Raw genomic sequence first — 18670 nt, 5'->3', positions numbered from 1 at the left:
CCGGTACGGCGGCCGCTGGGCACTCGGAGAGCAGGCGTCAGTCGTCCTTGCCGGCCTTGAGCTTGTGCCACACCGTGCTGAGCGCTTCGAGATCCTCCGTGTCGAGGAGGTCGGTGAAGACCGGAGCCAGGCAGGAGCGTCGCGTGGCGTCGGCCTCTTCGAAAAGCTGGTGGCCCTCCGGTGTCAGGGCCACTTCGACAGAGCGCGCGTCACGCGGGGACGGGGTGCGGGTGACAAGACCGCGGCTCTGGAGGGCGTCGATGACGCGGGACACCTGGCTGCGGCTGAGCATGGTGCTGTTGCCGAGTACGGAGGCCGGAACAGGATCAGGGTTCGAGGCGAGCCAGAGCATTACCTCGAACCAGGAGACCGGCAGGTCGTGGGCCTTGCTCAGGGCGCGGTCCACGCGTTCGGTCAGGACGGTTCCGGCCCAGACCAGTCCGTAGAAGGCGTGGTCGGCCACGGGCATCTCTGCCTGGGTGAGCTTCCTTTTTGCCATGGGCCCGATCCTACCTGTTGCGTGTGCACGCACAGAATAGTTATGGTGTGTGTACACGCACTGAATTGCTCAGTGTCCATGCACGAAAGGCACACCATGTCTTCCAAGGTTGTTCTGATCACCGGCACCTCCTCGGGTATCGGCCTGGCCGCCGCCGTCGAAGCCGCGCGGGCCGGCTGGCAGACCGTGGCCACCCTGCGCGACACCAGCCGCGCCGACGCGCTGCGCAAGGCGGCCGCGGACGCCGGGGTCGAGCTCGACATCCGGCAGCTCGACGTCACCGACGAGGCCTCTGTCGCCGCCGCGATCGAGGGCGTCATCAGTGACCACGGCCGCCTCGACGCCGTGATCAACAATGCGGGTGCCGGGCACCTCGGCACGCTCGAGAACGAGACGGTTGGCGATGTGCGCAAGGTCATGGAGGTCAACTTCTTCGGAGTGCTCCATGTCTCCAAGGCGGCCCTGCCCCACCTTCGAGCCTCCGGTGGCCGTCTGATCACCGTCACCAGCGTCGGTGGGGTCATCGGGCAGCCGTTCAATGAGGCTTACTGCGCTGCGAAGTTCGCCGTCGAGGGTTACATGGAGAGCCTGGCGCCGGTGGCTGCCAAGCTCGGTGTGACCGTCTCCGTCGTCGAACCCGGCGCTGTGGCGACCGAGTTCGTCAGCAACATCGGTGTCGACCCGGAGGCCGCGATCGCCACGGCCGGTCCGTACGCCGATGCGCTGCGGTCCTACGTGGAACGCACCGTCTCGCAGTTCCTCAGCGGCGCACAGACCCCGGTCGAGGCTGCCGAGTCGGTACTGCAGGCGCTGACCGCGGACCGGCCCGCGTTCCGTATCCAGACGTCCGACTGGGCCCGCGCCTTCACCGGCACCAAGCTCAGCGACCTGGACGGTTCGGCGGTGCTCGACCTCACCGGCGGCTGGGTCGGCTGATCCTGCGCGACGGACGCCGACCGCAGGACGCGGTGGCTACCAGGTGTCGACGTACGGCCGCCGCGCCGCGCCGCGCCGCCCCGTCCGGCTCCGGCGACCAGGCGTCCAGCGCTGCCGGGATCCAGCGCCGCGGAGGCAGGTCCCGATCCGGGCAACGGCACTGCCACGCCGGCCAGTTGGACATGCGGTGATCCCGCGTCGTCCTCGGTACACGGCCACGGTCCGCATTCCGGCCTCAGCGGGGGCGCGCAGCAGCCGTACGGCGATCTCCCCGCGATTGGCGACGAGGACGGCGGCAGAACCCATGAGTTCCTCCAGAGCAGGCGGCGCCGCCATGCTCATCGGCCGATTCCACCGGCGCAAGGTCCCCGACGTCCAAGATCAGACAGAGGGAGCCTGCGGAACGAGCCAGTCGTAGGCGGCCTGCGCCGTGAACTCGCTCTGTCCGCCCGCGAAGAGCAGCCCCGCGGACTGGAACGCCGGGTCGCCGGCCGTCGCCGGGACATAGGGGACGGCGACGCAGCGCATACCTGCGGCGTGCGCCGCCGCCGCACCCGGCGCGGCGTCCTCAAGCACCACACAGTCGGCAGGACCGACGCCGAGACGGCGCGCGGCCTCCAGGAAGATGTCGGGCTCGGGCTTGCCCTGTGCGACCTCCTCGGCGGAGACGATCGTGGGGATGAACGCGTCGAGACCGGTGCCGGCGAGCACCGCCTCGATGGCGGCGCGGGACGAGCCGGATGCCACCGCCATCGGCACCCCCTCCGTGTGGAGCCGCTCCACGAACTTCCACATCTCCGGGAAGACATCCGTCGAAGCGCGCGCCAGCTCCAGATAGTGGCGGTTCTTCGCGGCGAGCAGCTCCTCGACCGGCACCTCGATCCCGTACTCCCCACGCAGGATCTCCAGCGTCTCCCGCGTCCCGATCCCGATGAACCGGGTGTGGTGCTCCCAGCTGAAGTCCGCCACGCCGTGCTGGGCCAGTAGCCGGCGCCCCGCCTCGTAGTAGTTCGGTTCGCTGTCCACCAGTGTGCCGTCGAGATCGAAGATGACCGAAGTGGTGCGCGAAGTGCTCATGCGCACCAGCATGCCAAGACTCGGTTCGACCGTGCCGAGCCGGTGCTCATCCTTGCCGAGCGGATGCTCAGCGTGACGTGCCGGCGGCCCGGCCCACCGACTCGACCAGCGGCAGCAGCCGGTGCGGCACGCGCTCGCGCAGTGCCATCTCGGTGCGCGTACGCACCACGCCCGGCAGCTGGATCAGCCGCTGGATGACGTCCTCGAGATGCCCGTTGTCCCGCGCTGCGACGCGCGTGAGCAGATCACCGCCGCCGGTGATCGAGAACGCCTCGATGATCTCGGGCACGGCGGCGAGCGCGTCGCCGACCTCGTCCAGATGCCCCTGCGTGACCTCGATATGGACGAAGGCGAGCACCGGATGCCCAAGGGCGGCGGGGGAGAGGTACGGACCCGTGCCGGTGATCACGCCGTCCCGTTCCAGCCTGTCGATCCTGGCCTGCAGGGTGCCGCGCGCGATGCCGAGGATCCGGGCGTACTCACGCACGCTGGTGCGCGGCTGTTCGATCAGCAGCCGCAGGATGCGGGTGTCGAGTGTGTCCACCGTCATGCGCCCGTTGGCCTCCCTCCGGCCCGAGCTCCGCCCTGGACAGCGCCAATGGCCCAGTCTATCGCGATCGAGTTGAGCCACTGGGCGCGGTGAGGCCTTCCTCTGCGGAGAGGGCGCGTCACTGCTCGCGCATGCCCCACGGTGAGCCGTACTCGGTCAGCAGGTCCAGGAAGGGCCGGGCGGGGAGGGCTTCGGGACCGAGGACGCCACTTCCGGACCAGGTGTCGGCGGCGATCAGTTCCAGGGCCACGACGGGGTTGATGGCGGTCTGCCACACGACGGCCTGGCAGCCGTACTCACGCATGGACCACTGATTGTCGACCACGTGGTACAGGTAGACCTCGCGCGGGCGGCCGTCCTTGGTGCCCTTGACCCAGGTGCCCGCGCAGGTCTTGCCGTGCATGCGCTCCCCGAGGGCCGCCGGGTCCGGCAGACAGGCGGCGACCATGTCCCGCGGGGAGACGTGGACCGTGCCCGATCCGTCCGCCGCGGGCACCGGCACCGGATCGGTGCGGTCGAGGCCCAGCAGGTGCAGCGTCTGCAGCGTACGGATGAAGTCCTCGCCGAGGCCGTACTTGAAGGTGACGCGTCCCGCGTCCACCCAGCGTGGGACCAGCAGGACCTCCTCGTGCTCGACGTTGACGCACTCGACGGGGCCGATCCCCTCGGGGAAGTCGAAGACCTCGGGCTCGCTGAAGGGTGCGGTGGTGAACCAGCCGCGGTCGGCCTCGTAGACGACGGGCGCATTGAGGCATTCCTCGATGGTGGTCCAGATGCTGAACGAGGGCGCGAAGTCGTAGCCGTCGACCGTGAGGTTCGCTCCGTCGCGGATGCCGATCTCCTCGATCTCGTCGAAGAGTTCCTCGGCGGCGTGGCGGGCGAAGACATCGGACAGTCCCGGCTCGACACCGATGCCGACCAGGGCGAGCAGTCCGGCCTTCTCCCAGTCCGCGGCCCGTTCGAACTGGGTGTCGCCGAGCTTGACGCCGGTCAGTTCGTAGGGGCGCTCCGGGTGCGGGCGGGACAGCGACATCGCCATGTCCAGGTAGTGCGCCCCGGCGCCCAGGGCCGCCTGGAACAGCGGCATCACGAAGCGGGGGTCGGTGGCATTGAGCAGGACGTCGCAGCGCTGCCGGTGCAGCAGCGAGGTGACGGCTGCCTCGTCGCTCGCGTCGATCCGTTCGGCGCTGAAGCGGCCGTCCGGTTCCAGGGCCGCGACCGCGGCCTGGGCGCGGGAGAGGTCGTAGTCGGCAACGACCATGTGGTCGAAGAAGGACCGGCGGGCGGCGATCCGGGTAATGGCGGTGCCGACGCCGCCGGCTCCCACGAGAAGAACACGCATGGCCAAACTCCGTTTCCCGGACACGGTGTGCAGGCGCCGATTGTGGGGCGCGCCGCTTGTCGGATCCGATCCAACGCGCCCGCCGCTGTTAACGTCAACTGTGTTGGCATAAGCTGGGTCGAGTCATGGTGCTGGTGATGGAGGGAGCGTGCTGTGCCCAAGCCTGTGGTGCCGGAGGAGGCCCGGAGGCGGCGACGTCCCACGAAGAACGGCGCGGTGCTGTCGGAGCAGCTGATCGTGGAGACGGCGCTGCGCATGCTGCGGGAGCACGGGAGCGCGGGCCTGACCGTCCGCCGCCTCGGCACCGCCCTGGGGGCGGACCCCAGCACGCTGTACCGGTACTTCAGCGGCATCGACGACCTGACGCTGGCCATCGGGAACATGCTCGTCGGCCGTGCCCTGGCGTGCTGGGAGGGCACCGGCGACTGGCGCGCCGACCTGCGGGAGCTGGGGCTGCGCATCCATGCCGCGTATCTCGAGCATCCGCAGGCGGCAGTGCTGACCGCCAGCCGCGTGACCGGCAAGGGTTACGAAGTGGCGGCTGACGAGACGATCCTTGGGCTGCTGCGCACAGCCGGCTTCCCGGACGCCGAGGCGGTCCGGATCTATCACGCGTTCATCGACCAGAGCCTGGCGTTCGCCGCGCTGGACGCGGCCTCGCTGGCGCTGCCGGCGGCGGCACGCGCGGGGGACGAGGAGGTCTGGCAGGCCACGTACGCCCGGCTGCCCGCCGCGACTCATCCGCACATCGCAGCGACCGCGCATCTGCTGGTCGCCCGGATGAACCACAGTGCGTATCCCACCGCGCTGGAGATGCTGCTGGACAGCGCATCAACTCGGCTTCGCGAAGAACGACGCGGGGACGGCGGCGGGAGCGGGAGCGGCTGAGCCTGCTCGGCTCTTCGCCTTCGCCGGCCGCCATATCGTCCAGGGGCTCACCTCGGGTGCGCTCAAAGGGTAGTTGGCCGCGGAGCCGGTTCACGGTGCCTTCGGCGGGTCACGGCCCGCCCTGGGGGGCGCGCTCGTCCCCGTCGGCTGCGCGGTCGTGCTCGAAGACCCAGACAGCCACCTGGGCTCGGGAGGTGAAGCCGAGTTTGCTCAGTATGTGCTCGATATGGCCCTCCGCCGTGCGCTGGGCGATCACCAGCGTGGCCGCGATCTCCTTGTTGCTCAGCCCCTGCGCGACCAGACGGGCGATCTCGGTCTCCCGACGGGTGAGCGGTGACGGTCGCTCGTCCTCTCCGCTGGGTTCCGCCGCCAGGTGCTCCTCGAGCGCGTAGCCGAGCGCTTCGCCGTAGGAGAGCCTGGAACCCTTCCTGACGGCAGCACGGAAGGCCGTGGCCCCAAGGGCCTGGCTGGTGCGCGACTCGCATTCGTCGTGGTACTTGACGAGGTGTCCGTACCCGGACAGCGGCGCGCCGATCGCCTGCCAGACGGTCTGCAGGACGCCCAGGAGCCGGGCGGCGCGCTCGTACTGCTCCTCCGTGGCGGCGATCCAGGCCAGCACCTCAAGGTTGACGCCGACCCCCAGCGGATCGTCGAGCGAACGGTTGAAGATCAGGCTCGCCTTCTCGAGCTCGGCGGCGCGACGGGCGTCGCCCTGGCGCCAGACCTCGATTCCGAGCGCCATCGTCGTGTAGGCCCTGTGCCAGCCCTCTCCGTACGTGTCGCACACCCTCAGCGACTCCTCTCCGAAGGCGATGGCGCGCGGCGAGTCACCGAGGAACGAGTGGACGAGGGAGAGCCGGATCAGCGCCAGCGCGAGTCCCACGGGGTCGTTGACGGCCTGGTGCCGGGCCACCGCGTCCTCGTAGAGCCCGATCGCGGATTCGGCGTCCCCCCGATACATGGCGATCATGCCGGAGTACAGCGCGGTGTAGGCGACTACGGACTCGTCCGCGAGCTGTTTCCCGAGTTTCCCGCTCTCCTCGAGCATGGCCGCCGCAGCGGCGGTCTCCGACTGGATGACGGCCAGCCAGCTGTTGGTCCACAGCGCTCGGGCGCGTACCTGGTTCGGTTCGGTGCAGACGGCGAGCCCCTCGTCCAGCCAGCGCCGTCCCTCGCCGAGGTAGTAGCTGGTGATCCAGTGGTAGAGCAGGTCCGAGGCCATGCTCAGGCCGGTCTCGGCCTCCCCGGGTTCGGCGAAGCTCTGCTCCAGGGCAGTGCGCAGATTGGTGTGCTCCAGGTGGAGCCGTGCGAACCAGGCCACTTGGGACGGGCCGAACAACTCGGCACGCGCTTCGGCCGCCAGCCGCCGGTAGTAGTCACGGTGGCGGCGTTGCAAAGGTGCCGTCTGCCCAGCTGCGACGAGCTGCTCCCGGCCGTACTGCCGCAGTGTGTCCAACAGTCGGTAGCGCACCGTCGAATGGGGCTCCTCCCTGAGAAGGACCGACTTGTCGACGAGTCCAGTCACCACATCGAGGACCTCTTCACGGCTGATGCCGTCGCCGGAGCAGATCTCCTCGGCCGCCTCCAGATCGAAGCCGCCGGTGAACACCGAGGCGCGAGCCCAGAGCAGCCGCTCTTGACCGGTGCACAGAACGTAACTCCAGTCGATCAGCGCGCGCAGTGTCTGGTGGCGCGGGAGCACCGCCCGTGAACCCGCGGTCAGCAGCTGGAAACGGTCGTCCAGCCGCTCCAGCAACTGCTGTACGGACAGGGCCCGCAGCCGGACGACGGCAAGCTCGATTCCCAGAGGGATGCCGTCCAGCTGCCGGCAGATCCGTTCCACTGCTTCACGGTTGGCCTCGGTGACGGAGAACCCGGGCAGGACGGCGCCCGCCCTCTCGGTGAACAGCCGTACGGCGTCGCACCGGGCCAGCGACTTGAGGGACAGCCGGGGTTTCCCGGTGCTCGGCAGGCCCAGCGTCGGCACGGCCAGGGTGTGCTCGTAAGGGAGGCCCAACACCTGCCGACTGGTGGCCAGGATCTTCAGATCGGGGGCGGAGCGAAGCAGGGAATCGGCCAGCACCGCGCACTGCGGCAGCAGGTGCTCGCAGTTGTCCAGGATCACCAGTGTGCGCTTGTCCCGGAGATGTTCGGTGAGGATGTCCAGTGGCCCGCGGGAGGAGTGGTCACGGATCTCCAGCGCTTCGGCGACGGTCTGGGTGAGCAGCTCGGAATTCTCCAGGCCCGCGAGTTCGACGAGCCACACACCGTCCGCAAACGCCGATCGGACCTCGGCTGCGACATGTGACGCCAGCCGCGTCTTGCCGACTCCCCCCACACCCGTGAGCGTCACCAGACGCGATCCGGACAGCCTGTTGCGGACCTCGGCCACCTCGTGCCGACGTCCCACGAAGCTCGTCACCTCGGCAGGCAGCCTGCCCTCCTGCCGACGCGTCGAGACGCTTGGTGCCACGACAGCCATCGATTCCTCGGATCGGTCCGATCCACGGAGCCACAGGCCGTTCGTGAACCGGGCCGACCCGTCCAGCCTATTCCTCTGCGGCTCCGGCCGTCCCCGCGCGGCGGCTCCGGACGCCTCCGCCCGGCGGAGGGGCGGGAGAGGAAATCCGGTGCTCCCGCCGCAGGTGCAACCATGGTGTTATGTCCGCCCACGGCGCCAATGGCACCGGTCCCCACCTACGGCGGGGCGCTTCCTTCGGCGACGAGTCCTACCTGATCGGCCGCCGACAGCAGCTCGCCGAGGCCAAAAAGATGCTGCGGCATTCCCGCCTGGTGACCCTCACGGGTGTGGGTGGCGTGGGCAAGACCAAGCTGGCAACGGGAGTTGCCGACGAGGTGCGAAGGGCGTTCCCGGACGGCGATTGGCTGGTCGAGCTCGGCGCACTGGAGGACGAAGGGCTGCTCGCGCAGACCGTCGCGACCGGAATCGGCCTGCGGGACCAGTCGGCCCGGCACCCGTCGGACCTGCTCTGCGACCGCCTTCGTGACACGCGTTCCCTGCTGGTCCTGGACAACTGCGAGCACATCCTGGACGGCTGCGCGGCGCTCACCGACCGCCTGCTGCGCGCGGCTCCCCGGCTGCGCGTGCTGGCCACCAGCCGCCAGCCCCTGGGGGTGTACGGCGAGTCCGTCCTCTCGGTGCCGGCACTGGCCGTGCCTGAGCCCCATCGAACGCTCCGCCCCGAGGCAGCCGCTCACTATGCAGCGGTCAGACTGTTCCAGCGGCGGGCGGCGGAGGCGTCGCCGGAGTTCACCCTCGGCCCCGAAAACCTGGAGACGGTCGTCCGGCTCTGCCGGCGTCTGGACGGCATCCCGCTCGCCATCGAACTGGCCGCGGCGCAACTCAAGACGTTCACGCCCCAAGAGATCCTCCGGCGTCTGGACGAGCGACTCGAACTGTCCCCTGACAACACCACGGCGGACCTGCCCCGCCACGAGACCCTGCGCGCCTCGATCGACTGGAGCTTTGATCTGTGTTCCCCCGGTGAGCAGCGGGTGTGGGCGCGCACATCGGTCTTCGCCGGGAGCTGCGGGCTGGACGCGGTCGAAGCGGTCTGTTCCGGTGACGGCATACCCGAGGAGAGCATCCTCGACCTGGTGGCCGGGCTGGTCGACAAGTCGGTTCTGATCCGGGAGGAGCAGGGTGCCGAGGTGCGGTACCGCCTGCTGGAAACGATCCGGCAGTACGGCGCGGAGCGCCTGGCCGAGGCCGGGCAGAAGCCGGCCCTGCAGCAACGCCACCGGGACTGGTACCGCCGGCTGGTGGACCGCGCGGAGGCGGAGTGGCTGAGCCCGCGCCAGGAGACCTGGCTCGCCCGGCTGCAGAGTGAGCACGCCAACCTCCGCACCGCCCTGGAGTTCTGCCTCAGCGAGCCCGGCCAGGTGCAGGAGGGGCTGGATATCGCCGCCTCGCTGTGGTTCCACTGGCTGTGCAGCGGGTTCCTCAGCGAGGGCCGCCACTGGCTCGGCAGGGCGCTGGCGCTCGCACCCCAGGACACGGTGGCCCGCGGCAAGGCGCTGTGGGTGGACGGCTGGCTGTCGGTGCTCCGTGGCGACACGTCCTCCGCGCTGCCGCAGCTGGAGGAGTGCCGGGCCCTCGCTCTCCGGCTTCGCGATACAACCACCCTGGTCCACGCCGAGCAGTTCCTGGGCGGCTGTGCGCTCTACGAAGGCGACTTCCGCCAGGCGATCGGCCTTCTGGAGAAAGCCGTGGAAGGCCACCGCGCGGCCGGTGATCGCAACGGCTTGATGACCGCCCTGTATCAGCTCACCGTGGCGTGTGCCATGTCCGACGATCCTCGTGCGGCGGATGTCGGGAAGGAGTGCCTGGACCTGTGCGATGAGGCACACGCGCCCTGGTCCCGCTCCTACGCCCTGTGGGCGCTCGGGCTTTACCGCTGGCGCCAGGGTGAGCCACGCCATGCGGCAGAACTCCTGCGCGACGCCCTGAAGACCCGCCGGGTCGTAGGGGACGGATGGGGAATCGCCCTCTGCCTGGAGGCGCTTGCCTGGGCCGCCGCCTCAGCCGGCGAGGCGGAAGACGGTGCCCGGCTGCTGGGCGCGGCGGAGGTCGTGGGGCGTTCCGTAGGGATCTCGCAGTCGGGGTTCCAGCACCTGGCCGCGGGACACGAGAGGACCGAAATCCGTCTACGCACCGAGCTCGGCGAGCGCAGATACACCGCGGCAGTCCGGCGCGGAGCGAGGATGGGACGCGACAGGGCGGCGGAATGGGCCCTGTACGGCTCCTCGGCCCCGGCTTCGTGGCCCCCTCGGGAGGTGGCGGCCAGCCAGTGATGAGGCGCCGGCCGGTCAGTGAAGGGGGCGGGTGAAACGCGGGGATCCGCAGTAGCGGCGCACACGGAGCGATTGCGCCGTCACCCTACGATGCCCACCAGGCCCGCTTCGGGCGGCTCAGGTATCGATACGGGGATTTATCCCCTCCCGACACACTGGTCGTCGGCACATGATGGTCGCGTCATCCGAGATCCGCCCCAGTCGGGCGGAGAATCGAAGGTCCGAGCAATGTGCCAGCACCAGCCACCCTGCCCATCCTCAACCGCGCCCGACCATGACGCCGCCCGCCTCGTGGCCTACCACCCTGAGCAGGGTTGGGGCCTCCTCTGCAACGGTGTGACGGTGTTCGAGGACATGGGTGAGCTCCTGCCCGACGTCAGGTCCGCTCCCACCGCTCAGGCCATGGAGGTCGGGGCGGCATGAAACCGTTCACGGCACCCATGCCTGAGTTTGCGGCCGGTCCGACACGGCAGGCCGGGCTCGGCGTTCCTCCGGACGAGAGCCCCCGTAGAAGGTCCTGGCTCCTGCCACCCGAACCGTCCTCGGTGCGAGAAGCACGGCGAATCGTCCGCACCCAGCTGGCTCAATGGGCGCTCCACGAGCAGATCGACGACACGGAGCTGCTCGTCAGCGAACTGGTCACCAACGCCCTGTGCCATGCGTGGGGGCCGGTCCGGCTCACCTTCTGCCGGCCTTCCCGGCACCCCGGGATACGTTGCGAGATCGAGGATGCGAACCCTTCCGGACCCACGAGGCGCCAGGCCCGCGAGCACGAGGAGGAGGGGCGCGGACTGTACATGCTGACCCTGCTGTCCCGCTCCTGGGGCAGCGACCGGACAAGCGCCGGGAAGGTGGTGTGGTTCGAGCTGCATGCCCGCGTCGGCTCCGGATAGAGGGCCGCGCCCTACGGCGGAAGGAGGAACCTGTCGACGACACCAAGAGAAGCAAACAGCCCGATAGTCATCGAAACGGGCCCAGGGGTCCGGGAGACGAGTTCCGTCGCAGTCTTGCACCCCTGGGCCTCACGATCGCTCGCCCCGAGCGGTCGACTGCCTTCTGCCCGCGGAGGCCGCAGAGGTGGCCCGGCTGCACGAGTCCGCCAAAGGCGCGGGGGACTGGTTCGACGTCATTCCGCTGTCCTCATCACGGGTTGCCCTGGCAGTGGGCCACATGAGCACGACCCCGGTGGCGACCCCGCGAGGAGGGTCGACCGGCCAGTGGACGACCGAGTCGACTGTGCCGATCCCGTTGTGACCAGGACGTACACCGTCAGGCCGCGCTCCGCGACCGTGCCGAACAGCCGCGCGCGGCTCGCATCGGCCACGTCGCAGGCGATGGCCTCGACCCGGACGGTGCCGGCGAGCTCGGCGGCGAGGTGGCGCAGCCGGTCCTCGCGCCGGCCACCAGGGTGATGCCGTGGCCTCGGTGAGCCACCTCGCGGGCGATGTCGGCGCCGATGCCCGACGAGGCGCCGGTCCCGCGGTGGTGGCCGGCGTTGGCTTCGGGAGAGTCATGCGCCGACCTATTCGTCGTTGAGTGTGGTGGGCTGAGGACGAGGACCAGGATTCTCAGACGAAGGCGGAGTCCTCCTCGCCCGCGCTGGCTGCCGCCGCCGGCGGTTCTTCCCGCCGGTGCTTTCGTGTGGCCCGGCGGCCGGGGAGAACGGCGAGGACGATTATCGTCCCGGCGGCCATGATGATTCCCCCGACGAGGCTGGTCTGGGCGATGCTGTGGGCGAAGGCTTCGTGGACGGCGTCGACCAGGGCCTGTGCCTGCTGAGCCCCGCCTGCGGGGTTCTTGGCGATCTGCTCCGCGACCGCGAGGCCGCCGCCCACCGAGTCCTTGGCCGTCTCCATCGCCGCGGTCGGCAGCCGGCCGCCGACCAGGTCGGCCAGCTCGTCCCGGTAGGCCGTACCGAGAAGCGAGCCCAGCAACGCGATGCCGAGAGAGCCACCCAGTTCCAGCGAGGTGTCGTTGGCGCCGCCGCCGACGCCGAGTTCCGACTCGGGGAAGGAGTCCATGATGGTGTCGGTGGCCGGGGAGACGCTCAGGCCGATCGCGAAACCGAGCATCATCATCGGGGCCAGGAAGTCGGTGTACGTCGAGCCCTTGTCGATCTGCGTGAGCAAGAAGACGCCGACCGTACCGATGACCATGCCGGTCACCACCATCGGCTTCACGCCCAGCTTCGGGGTCAGGCGCCCGGTCACCGCGGCGCCCACGAAGACGGCTCCGGCCAGCGGCAGCAGTCGTACACCCGTCTCCAGCGGGTCGTAGCCGAGGATGAACTGCAGGTACTGCGTGGAGTAGTAGATCGCGCCGAAGGTGCCGAAGAAGAAGAAGAACACCGCGATCATCGAGCCGGTGAACGGGCGCAGTCGGAACTTGCGCACGTCCAGCATGGGGTGCGGGTGGCGCAGCTCCCAGGCCACGAAGGCCACGAGACCGACTCCGGCCACCACGGCCGCGGTGACGGGGCCGGCGCCCCAGCCGAAGTGCGGGCCCTCGATGGTCGCGTAGACCAGGGAGCCGATGGAGACGATGGAGAGCAGACCGCCGACGTAGTCGATCCGGCCCATGCCTTCCGCCTTGGACGGCGGAATCAGCACCAGCGCGCCGATAATGGCGACGACGGCGATCGGCACGTTGATCAGGAAGGTCGAGCCCCAGGAGTGGTCCTCCAGCAGCCATCCGGCCACCAGCGGGCCGACGGCGATGGCGAGGCCGGAGGTGGCACTCCAAGCGGTGATGGCCTTGACGCGCTCGGCCTTCGGGAAGGTGGCGACGAGCAGGGACAGCGTGGCCGGCATGACCACGGCGGCGCCGACGCCCATGATCGCGCGGGCCGTGATGACGAGCGCGGTCTGGTCGACGAGGCTGCCCATCACCGAACCGCCCGCGAAGATCAGCAGGCCGGTGATGAGGGCGCCTCGGCGGCTGTACTTGTCGCCGATCGCGCCGAGGACCAGCATCAGCGCGGCGTACGGGACGGTGTAGCCGTCAATGACCCACTGCAGCTCGCTGCTGCTCAGGTTCAGATCCTGAGTCATGTCGGGCGCGGCCACGATCAGCGACGTGTTCGCCATGACGACGATCAGCAGGCTCAGGCAGAGCACGATCAGCGCCCACCAGCGCCGTACGTACGGCCCGGTCATCTTCTCGACGGGTGTGTTGGCAAGGAAGGGCACGGGGGGCTCCCAAGGCAGCGAGTTATTTGCACATCCATGAGCAGATTAGCTTCTTGCTCGTGGATGTGCAATTAACTCGCCGCCTTCGCCTCGCCGTCAGTACTCCGACCCTGATCCCGCGAGCGCCCTGGCCCGCTTCGTCCTCACCCTGTGGCCGGTCGGCGACTGCTACGCACGCCGGTCCGCCTCGCCCACCACCCGCCCACGGCTCCGGACCGCATCGGAGGTCGCATGTCAGAATGGAGATTCTGTTCGTTCCGCTCTGCCGTTCGCCGAATCGATCCACCGAGGTTTTCGTGACCAAGAAGGTTGCCCGCGAGCCGCAGCGACGCAATTCGCGGTCCAACCGGGCGCGCATCCTGACGACGGCGCGTCGGGAGTTGGGGCGGAACCCGGACGTCACCCTGGAGGAACTGGCTCGGGCTTCCGGTGTCGTGCGGCGCACTCTCTTCGGTCACTTCCCGGGACGGGCGGCGCTTCTGGAGGCGCTGGCCGAGGAAGCTTCCGAGACCCTCCGGGCCGCGGTGGTGGCGGGAGTGAAGCCGGAGGAGCCGGCGGAGCGGGCACTCGCGCACTTCTTGTTGTCGACGTGGCCGGTGGGGGACCGCTACCGGATGCTCCAGGCTCTGGCCCGGCACGACCTGGGCGCGGAACGGGTGACCGAGATCCTCAAGCCGGCCCGTGACGCGGCCACTGCCATCCTGGAGCGAGGGCAGAGGGACGGCGCCTTCCACACCCTTCTGTCGGCCGCCGTGCTGAGCGCCGGGCTGGAAGCGATCACGGTCGCTCTCTTGGAGGAGGTCAACACCGGGGCGCTCGAGGACGACGGGACCCGGGTCGCGGTCGCCGTGCTCATTGCGGCCGGTGTGCCAGAGAAGCAGGCGCGTGTCGTGGTCGGCGACGTCGTCTCCGCGGTTGCCGCGACGGCTGCTGACGAAGACTGAGCCGTGTACGGGCACGGCAGTCGATAACGCTTCGACAGGACCCCGGCGCGCCGCTCGTGTGCGCCCCGCAAGCTTCCACCCAGTCCTGGGCGCTTCCGGTCGCAGCCGCCGGGAGCCCCGGAAGTCGGGAAAGCCCGCCCTGCCGCCCGCCCCGCCGCAGGCAGCGGAAAAGGCGAGGACGGGCAGCGCGACGAGCGCCGCCAGGCGCGGTCGGGCGGGGAGTCTTCTGAATGCTCATGCGGCCAGACTCGGCCGGTCTCATGATGAGCCCTTCATTGCCGGATGATGAGAACGTAGCGATGACGACCTGTCATGACCCGGGCGCCGAACGGACGTTGAGTGGGACGCACGGCCACCCATAATCGAGGGCATGCCCCATGTGCTGCTCATTGAGGACGACGCCTCCGTGCGTGACGGAATGGAGCTCGTCCTGCGCCGGCACCAGTACGAGGTGGACGTGGCCTCCACCGGTGAGGAGGCCCTCGACCTGCTCGACAGTCCCGAGGGAGAACGGATCGAGCTCGTCGTACTCGACCTGATGCTGCCCGGTATCAGTGGATTTGAGGTCTGCCGCCGTATCCGGGCTCGCAGCACCATCCCGGTGATCATGCTCACGGCGCGCGGCGCCGACCACGATGTCGTGGTCGGCCTCGAGTCGGGTGCCGACGACTATGTGGTCAAGCCCGTGACGGCTCCGGTCCTCGAAGCCCGGATCCGGGCGGCGCTCCGCCGTGCCGAGCCGACGACCGGCTCCGGGCCGGGGGAGAACCACGCCGGGCTCGCCATCGACCGCGCCGGGCTGACCGTCACCAAGCACGGCACTCCGATCGCCCTGCCCCGCAGCGAGTTGCGGCTGCTCCTGGAACTCTCCGTCTCCCCCGGCCGGGTCTTCAGCCGCGAACAGCTCCTCGAGTCGGTCTGGGACCACGGCTTCCTGGGAGACCCGCGGCTGGTGGACGCCGCTGTGGCGCGGCTGCGCGCAAAGATCGAGGACGTGCCGGCCCGGCCCCGCTTCATCCAGACCGTGCGCGGCTTCGGCTACCGGTTCGGCCCGCTGTGAGCCGGCCGGTGTACCGCCGCAGGCTGCGCTACGGCGGGCTGCGCACCCGCCTCGTCGTCACCTTCGTCATCGTGGCCCTGATCAGCGCCGCGACCGCGACCGGGCTCGCCTACCGCGAATCCCGCACCGCCGTGCTCAAGCGCGCCCAGCAGGCGGCCATGACGGACTTCCGCAACCGGGTGAGCGAGGTTGCCGCGGACTTCGACATACCGCCGGACCAGCGCGGCCTCACCCGCTTTACCACGAACGTCTCGCACAGACTCGGCGGCGGGGCCATCGTGGTCACCCGCTACCGGGATCTGACGGCCACGTCCGACACGCTGGCGGACCAGACCCGCATTACGCCCGAACTGCGCGCCACGGTCAGAACCACCGGCCGGATGAACTTCCAGCGCGTCGAGTGGGGCGGGGAGCCCTACCTGATCGTCGGTACGCCCGTCACCTTCGACGACGGGCATACGTCCGGACTGGAGGTCTTCACCATCGTCGCGCTCAGCGCGGAGCAGGAGGACATAGCGGGTCTGCTGGACGCGGTCCAAGAGGGGACCGCCCTGGTGGTACTGCTGTCCATGGCGATGGCCCTGCTCGCCGCCCTCACCGTGCTCCGTCCGGTACGGGACCTGGGCCGGGCCACCCGCGACCTCGCTTCGGGAGATCTCTCCACCCGCGTCGCGGTCAAGGGCCGGGACGAACTGGCAGAGCTCGCGGAGACCTTCAACGAAACCGCCGACGCTCTTGAGGCATCCGTCGCCGAACTGCACGAACAGAGAGAGCAGGCGCGGCGCTTCGTCGCCGACGTCTCGCACGAACTGCGCACCCCGCTCGCCGCGATGACCATGGTGTCGACCGTGCTGGACGAGGACGCCGCCGGACTGCCGCCGGACACGGCAAAGGCTGCCCGTACGATCAGTGAGGAGACGGCCAGGCTGTCGCGGCTCGTCGGGGACCTCATCGAGATATCCCGCTTCGACGCCAACGCCATCGAGCTCAACTCCGCCGAAGCGGACGTCGGGGAGATCATCCGCTCCACGCTGGCGCTGCGCGGGTGGACCGGGGAAGTACGGGCGGATCTGCCTGAGGGGGCGAGGACAGGGGTCGACCAGCGCCGGATCGACGTCGTCGTGGCCAACCTGGTCGGCAACGCACTACGGCACGGGGCGCAGCCCGTCGCGATTGTGCTGCGGTCCTCGGACGACGAGATCACCGTCGAGGTCACGGACTGCGGCCCGGGGCTGCCGCCCGAGGTGCTGCCGCGTATCTTCGACCGCTTCTACAAGTCCGACACCGCCCGCACCCGGTCCGAGGGCAGCGGCCTCGGCATGGCGATCGCCCTGGAGAACGCCCGGCTGCACGACGGCACGATTGAGGCCGCCAACCGGGCGGGAGGCGGCGCCGTCTTCACCCTGCGGCTGCCGCGCCCCTGTCCCGGGAGCGGACGATGAACCGTCCGCGCAGGTCAGTCCGCGCAGCCGTGGCCGCACTGCTCGCTGCCGCGGCCGTTGCGGGTTGCGGGGTCAGGCGAACCGGAGTGATCGACGCAGGTGAGCCCTCGGCCGGCCTCAACAAGGGAATGCGGATCTACTTCGCCTCCGATACGGGACTGCGCGGGGTCCCGCGGCCCGACGTGGAAGTGCGCGAGCTCAGCTCTGTCGTCAAGCTACTCATCGGAGGCCCGAGTGAGGCGGAGCAGCAGAGCGGCCTTTCCACCCTCGTCGAGTCCACCGGGGAGTATCACGCCACCGGAACCGGGAACCGGGTCGTGCTCGAGGCGCCGGAGTTGTATCTCTGGCCCGAGGAACGTCTGCTCATAGGGCAGTTGGTGTGCAGCCTGGCCCGCGCGCAGTCCGTCCTGCACCCGGAGATGAGCCCGGACGACGTCCAGGTCACGCTGAAGCCCAGGGACGAGGAGCTCGGCCCGTACCACTGCTCGCCGTTCCTCAGCGGCTGACGCACCGTCATCGCGGCAACGGGCACGATGCCGAGCGTCGTCCGAGCACGGCGCCTGGCCTCTTTACCCAAGGACCGCTTGAGGATGACCCGGCGTTGTCGCCCGAGCAGCTGTCGCGCACTGTGACGTGCGCGCCGACAGCTCCTGACGCGTTCAGCGCAGCAGTAGATTCGCCCACACTACTTTGCCGGATGCATCAGGAGTTGGGCGGTATCCCCAAACGCTACTCAGCGCGGCCACGATGAAGATTCCCCGTCCGCTGGTGGCATCCGTCCCGACGTCCATCAGGGTGGGAGGAGTCGGGTCCTGGTCCCACACGGAGATCTCCAGCGATCCGCCGGCCAGGGTCAGTACGACGGTGAAGGTGCGTGGTGCATCAGATGGCGAGTAGTGGCGAGTTGTCTCCTCCGCCTTCCTGTTCGTGTGTCGGATTGCATTGGTGGCCAGTTCGGAGACGATGAGGCGGGCCGTTTCTATGGCATCTTCGGGTACTGCCCACTGCTGCAGAATGTCCACCACGTGCCGCCGGGCCCATCCCACACCACTGGGAAGTTCGGCCAGCATCACGTGGCTGCGGAGAAGAGTGGGCTGCGTCATGTGTCTGGCCTCCCGGCCGGAGAGATGGATCAAGACGAAATCCGCTGGAGCGGTGACCGGGCGCACCGCGGGAAAGACCAACAAGGCTGGTGCGCTCATGGGCCGTTCTGCTCCAGAACGAGGGTGGTGGTGAGGATGGCGTCGGGTCTTCGATGGCGTGGGAGTTGAAGGTGGGCAGCCAGTCCGGGTCGGTGAGGATGTCGCGGTGGCCTACCACCTTGATGCCGGGCCGTGAGGTGTCCAGCCACGAGGGCGTCTGGTCGTCGGTGACGATGTAGATGGTGCGGATCCACGGCGCGTACATGTCCAGCGACCGCAAGGAGTGCCGGAGTTCACCATGGTCGGCGTAGCGCGCGGCGTTGGCCGCTTCCTGGTGACATCCGGTGCAGCTGAAGGCGGAGCGGCGGCGCGGCCGCTGCGGGTCGGAGCCGTCCACCCAGGTGTAGACAGCGTCGATGGGAAAGCGGATTTCCTCCGGGAGGACGAGGGCGAACATCTCGCCCGTGCGCACTGGTACGGGGGATGGCCGTGGGAGCCGAGATAGCCGGGCAGGGCACGGCACAGCTCCTCCAGGGCACGAAGGGTGCGGTCCCGGTCGCTTGGAGAGACGGCGACCGCGGTTGCGTGGCGGTCCCGGCTCCGTATGCAGAAGTAGTCGATGCCCGCGGTTTCCCGGGCTTCGGTGACCGTGCCGAGGTTGGCGCGCCGGGCTGACTCCGGGGAGAGCTGTTCGTCCACGAAGGCGATGCGCGGGCGGGCGCCCACAGTCGCTACCACGCCGCCACAGGCGGCGAGGACATAGCGGTGCAGAGCGGCAAGGCCGATG

The 18670-nt window shown here is 69.4% G+C and carries 17 protein-coding genes and 1 pseudogene; 9 read left to right on the top strand and 9 right to left on the bottom strand.

Translation table 11 applies throughout. The features are described from left to right. Positions 1–37: 37 nt before the first annotated feature. Positions 38–499 carry a MarR family winged helix-turn-helix transcriptional regulator gene (locus tag OG735_RS05315; protein WP_327321972.1) on the bottom strand — a complete coding sequence of 154 codons (462 nt, stop codon included), beginning with the start codon at positions 497–499 and terminating at the stop codon, positions 38–40. A 96-nt stretch (positions 500–595) separates the two neighbouring features. Here OG735_RS05315 and OG735_RS05310 point away from each other — a divergent pair, with 96 nt between their 5' ends. Further along, the gene (locus OG735_RS05310) at positions 596–1435 is read left to right on the top strand and encodes an SDR family oxidoreductase (protein WP_327321971.1); all 840 of its coding nucleotides are present in this window, start codon (positions 596–598) and stop codon (positions 1433–1435) included. Positions 1436–1471: 36 nt separating this feature from the next. On the opposite strand, the gene OG735_RS05305 is transcribed toward OG735_RS05310, so the two are convergent. The 4 genes from OG735_RS05305 to OG735_RS05290 all read right to left on the bottom strand — a co-directional run bounded on the left by OG735_RS05305 (position 1472) and on the right by OG735_RS05290 (position 4404). Then, the gene (locus OG735_RS05305) at positions 1472–1741 is read right to left on the bottom strand and encodes a biotin carboxylase N-terminal domain-containing protein (RefSeq protein ID WP_327321970.1); all 270 of its coding nucleotides are present in this window, start codon (positions 1739–1741) and stop codon (positions 1472–1474) included. 75 nt (positions 1742–1816) lie between these two features. Beyond that, complete coding sequence (locus OG735_RS05300; protein WP_327321969.1) at positions 1817–2512, bottom strand: HAD family hydrolase; 696 nt, start codon at positions 2510–2512, stop codon at positions 1817–1819. A 67-nt stretch (positions 2513–2579) separates the two neighbouring features. After that, complete coding sequence (locus OG735_RS05295) at positions 2580–3062, bottom strand: Lrp/AsnC family transcriptional regulator (RefSeq protein WP_327321968.1); 483 nt, start codon at positions 3060–3062, stop codon at positions 2580–2582. Positions 3063–3180: 118 nt separating this feature from the next. Continuing rightward, positions 3181–4404 (bottom strand): saccharopine dehydrogenase family protein, encoded by a 1224-nt coding sequence (locus OG735_RS05290; protein ID WP_327321967.1) that lies wholly within the window; start codon positions 4402–4404, stop codon positions 3181–3183. A gap of 153 nt (positions 4405–4557) precedes the next feature. Here OG735_RS05290 and OG735_RS05285 point away from each other — a divergent pair, with 153 nt between their 5' ends. Further along, positions 4558–5292, top strand: a complete 735-nt coding sequence (locus OG735_RS05285; protein ID WP_327321966.1) for a TetR/AcrR family transcriptional regulator — start codon at positions 4558–4560, stop codon at positions 5290–5292. Between the two features lie 109 nt (positions 5293–5401). Here the strand turns inward: OG735_RS05285 and OG735_RS05280 are convergent, their stop codons facing one another. After that, positions 5402–7774 carry an ATP-binding protein gene (locus tag OG735_RS05280; protein ID WP_327321965.1) on the bottom strand — a complete coding sequence of 791 codons (2373 nt, stop codon included), beginning with the start codon at positions 7772–7774 and terminating at the stop codon, positions 5402–5404. Between the two features lie 179 nt (positions 7775–7953). On the opposite strand from OG735_RS05280, the gene OG735_RS05275 reads away from it, so the two are divergent. The 3 genes from OG735_RS05275 to OG735_RS05265 all read left to right on the top strand — a co-directional run bounded on the left by OG735_RS05275 (position 7954) and on the right by OG735_RS05265 (position 11000). Further along, positions 7954–10107: an ATP-binding protein gene (locus OG735_RS05275; protein WP_327321964.1), complete on the top strand. Its 2154-nt coding sequence runs from the start codon at positions 7954–7956 to the stop codon at positions 10105–10107. A 228-nt stretch (positions 10108–10335) separates the two neighbouring features. Beyond that, entirely contained in the window at positions 10336–10530 is a 195-nt protein-coding gene (locus tag OG735_RS05270; protein WP_327321963.1) for a DUF5999 family protein, read from the top strand. Further along, positions 10527–11000, top strand: coding sequence for an ATP-binding protein (locus OG735_RS05265; protein WP_327321962.1), 474 nt, complete (start codon positions 10527–10529; stop codon positions 10998–11000). The genes OG735_RS05270 and OG735_RS05265 overlap by 4 nt, the downstream gene beginning before the upstream one ends. A 675-nt stretch (positions 11001–11675) precedes the next feature. On the opposite strand, the gene OG735_RS05260 is transcribed toward OG735_RS05265, so the two are convergent. After that, positions 11676–13295: an MFS transporter gene (locus OG735_RS05260; RefSeq protein WP_327321961.1), complete on the bottom strand. Its 1620-nt coding sequence runs from the start codon at positions 13293–13295 to the stop codon at positions 11676–11678. 296 nt (positions 13296–13591) lie between these two features. Between OG735_RS05260 and OG735_RS05255 the strand changes: the two genes are divergently transcribed. The 4 genes from OG735_RS05255 (at position 13592) to OG735_RS05240 (ending at position 17247) form a co-directional block, all read left to right on the top strand. Further along, positions 13592–14239, top strand: coding sequence for a TetR family transcriptional regulator (locus OG735_RS05255; RefSeq protein ID WP_327321960.1), 648 nt, complete (start codon positions 13592–13594; stop codon positions 14237–14239). Between the two features lie 370 nt (positions 14240–14609). Further along, positions 14610–15299 (top strand): response regulator transcription factor, encoded by a 690-nt coding sequence (locus OG735_RS05250; protein WP_327321959.1) that lies wholly within the window; start codon positions 14610–14612, stop codon positions 15297–15299. Next, a complete protein-coding gene (locus tag OG735_RS05245) occupies positions 15296–16741 on the top strand; it encodes a HAMP domain-containing sensor histidine kinase (protein WP_327321958.1) in 1446 nt (481 codons plus the stop codon). Before OG735_RS05250 ends, OG735_RS05245 begins: the two co-directional genes overlap by 4 nt. 86 nt (positions 16742–16827) lie before the next feature. Next, positions 16828–17247 (top strand): hypothetical protein, encoded by a 420-nt coding sequence (locus tag OG735_RS05240; RefSeq protein WP_327321957.1) that lies wholly within the window; start codon positions 16828–16830, stop codon positions 17245–17247. A 153-nt stretch (positions 17248–17400) separates the two neighbouring features. Here OG735_RS05240 and OG735_RS05235 read toward each other — a convergent pair whose 3' ends face one another. Beyond that, entirely contained in the window at positions 17401–17943 is a 543-nt protein-coding gene (locus tag OG735_RS05235; RefSeq protein WP_327321956.1) for an ATP-binding protein, read from the bottom strand. Positions 17944–18052: 109 nt separating this feature from the next. Then, positions 18053–18340: pseudogene (locus OG735_RS05230) on the bottom strand (Stealth CR1 domain-containing protein); the annotation flags it as partial. Between the last annotated feature and the right edge of the window lie 330 nt (positions 18341–18670).

It is taken from the genome of Streptomyces sp. NBC_01210 (assembly GCF_036010325.1).
GTDB lineage: Bacteria > Actinomycetota > Actinomycetes > Streptomycetales > Streptomycetaceae > Streptomyces.
The sequence above is the reverse complement of the archived record's forward strand: the minus strand, read 5'-3'. Positions and strand labels throughout refer to the sequence as shown.

Coding starts and splice junctions, on each gene's coding strand:
- OG735_RS05235 (WP_327321956.1), bottom strand. CDS start 17,943: ATGAGCGCACCAGCCTTGTTGGTCTTTCCCGCGGTGCGCCCGGTCACC.
- OG735_RS05280 (WP_327321965.1), bottom strand. CDS start 7,774: ATGGCTGTCGTGGCACCAAGCGTCTCGACGCGTCGGCAGGAGGGCAGG.
- OG735_RS05250 (WP_327321959.1), top strand. CDS start 14,610: ATGCCCCATGTGCTGCTCATTGAGGACGACGCCTCCGTGCGTGACGGA.
- OG735_RS05275 (WP_327321964.1), top strand. CDS start 7,954: ATGTCCGCCCACGGCGCCAATGGCACCGGTCCCCACCTACGGCGGGGC.
- OG735_RS05315 (WP_327321972.1), bottom strand. CDS start 499: ATGGCAAAAAGGAAGCTCACCCAGGCAGAGATGCCCGTGGCCGACCAC.
- OG735_RS05295 (WP_327321968.1), bottom strand. CDS start 3,062: ATGACGGTGGACACACTCGACACCCGCATCCTGCGGCTGCTGATCGAA.
- OG735_RS05300 (WP_327321969.1), bottom strand. CDS start 2,512: ATGAGCACTTCGCGCACCACTTCGGTCATCTTCGATCTCGACGGCACA.
- OG735_RS05310 (WP_327321971.1), top strand. CDS start 596: ATGTCTTCCAAGGTTGTTCTGATCACCGGCACCTCCTCGGGTATCGGC.
- OG735_RS05270 (WP_327321963.1), top strand. CDS start 10,336: ATGTGCCAGCACCAGCCACCCTGCCCATCCTCAACCGCGCCCGACCAT.
- OG735_RS05305 (WP_327321970.1), bottom strand. CDS start 1,741: ATGGGTTCTGCCGCCGTCCTCGTCGCCAATCGCGGGGAGATCGCCGTA.
- OG735_RS05265 (WP_327321962.1), top strand. CDS start 10,527: ATGAAACCGTTCACGGCACCCATGCCTGAGTTTGCGGCCGGTCCGACA.
- OG735_RS05290 (WP_327321967.1), bottom strand. CDS start 4,404: ATGCGTGTTCTTCTCGTGGGAGCCGGCGGCGTCGGCACCGCCATTACC.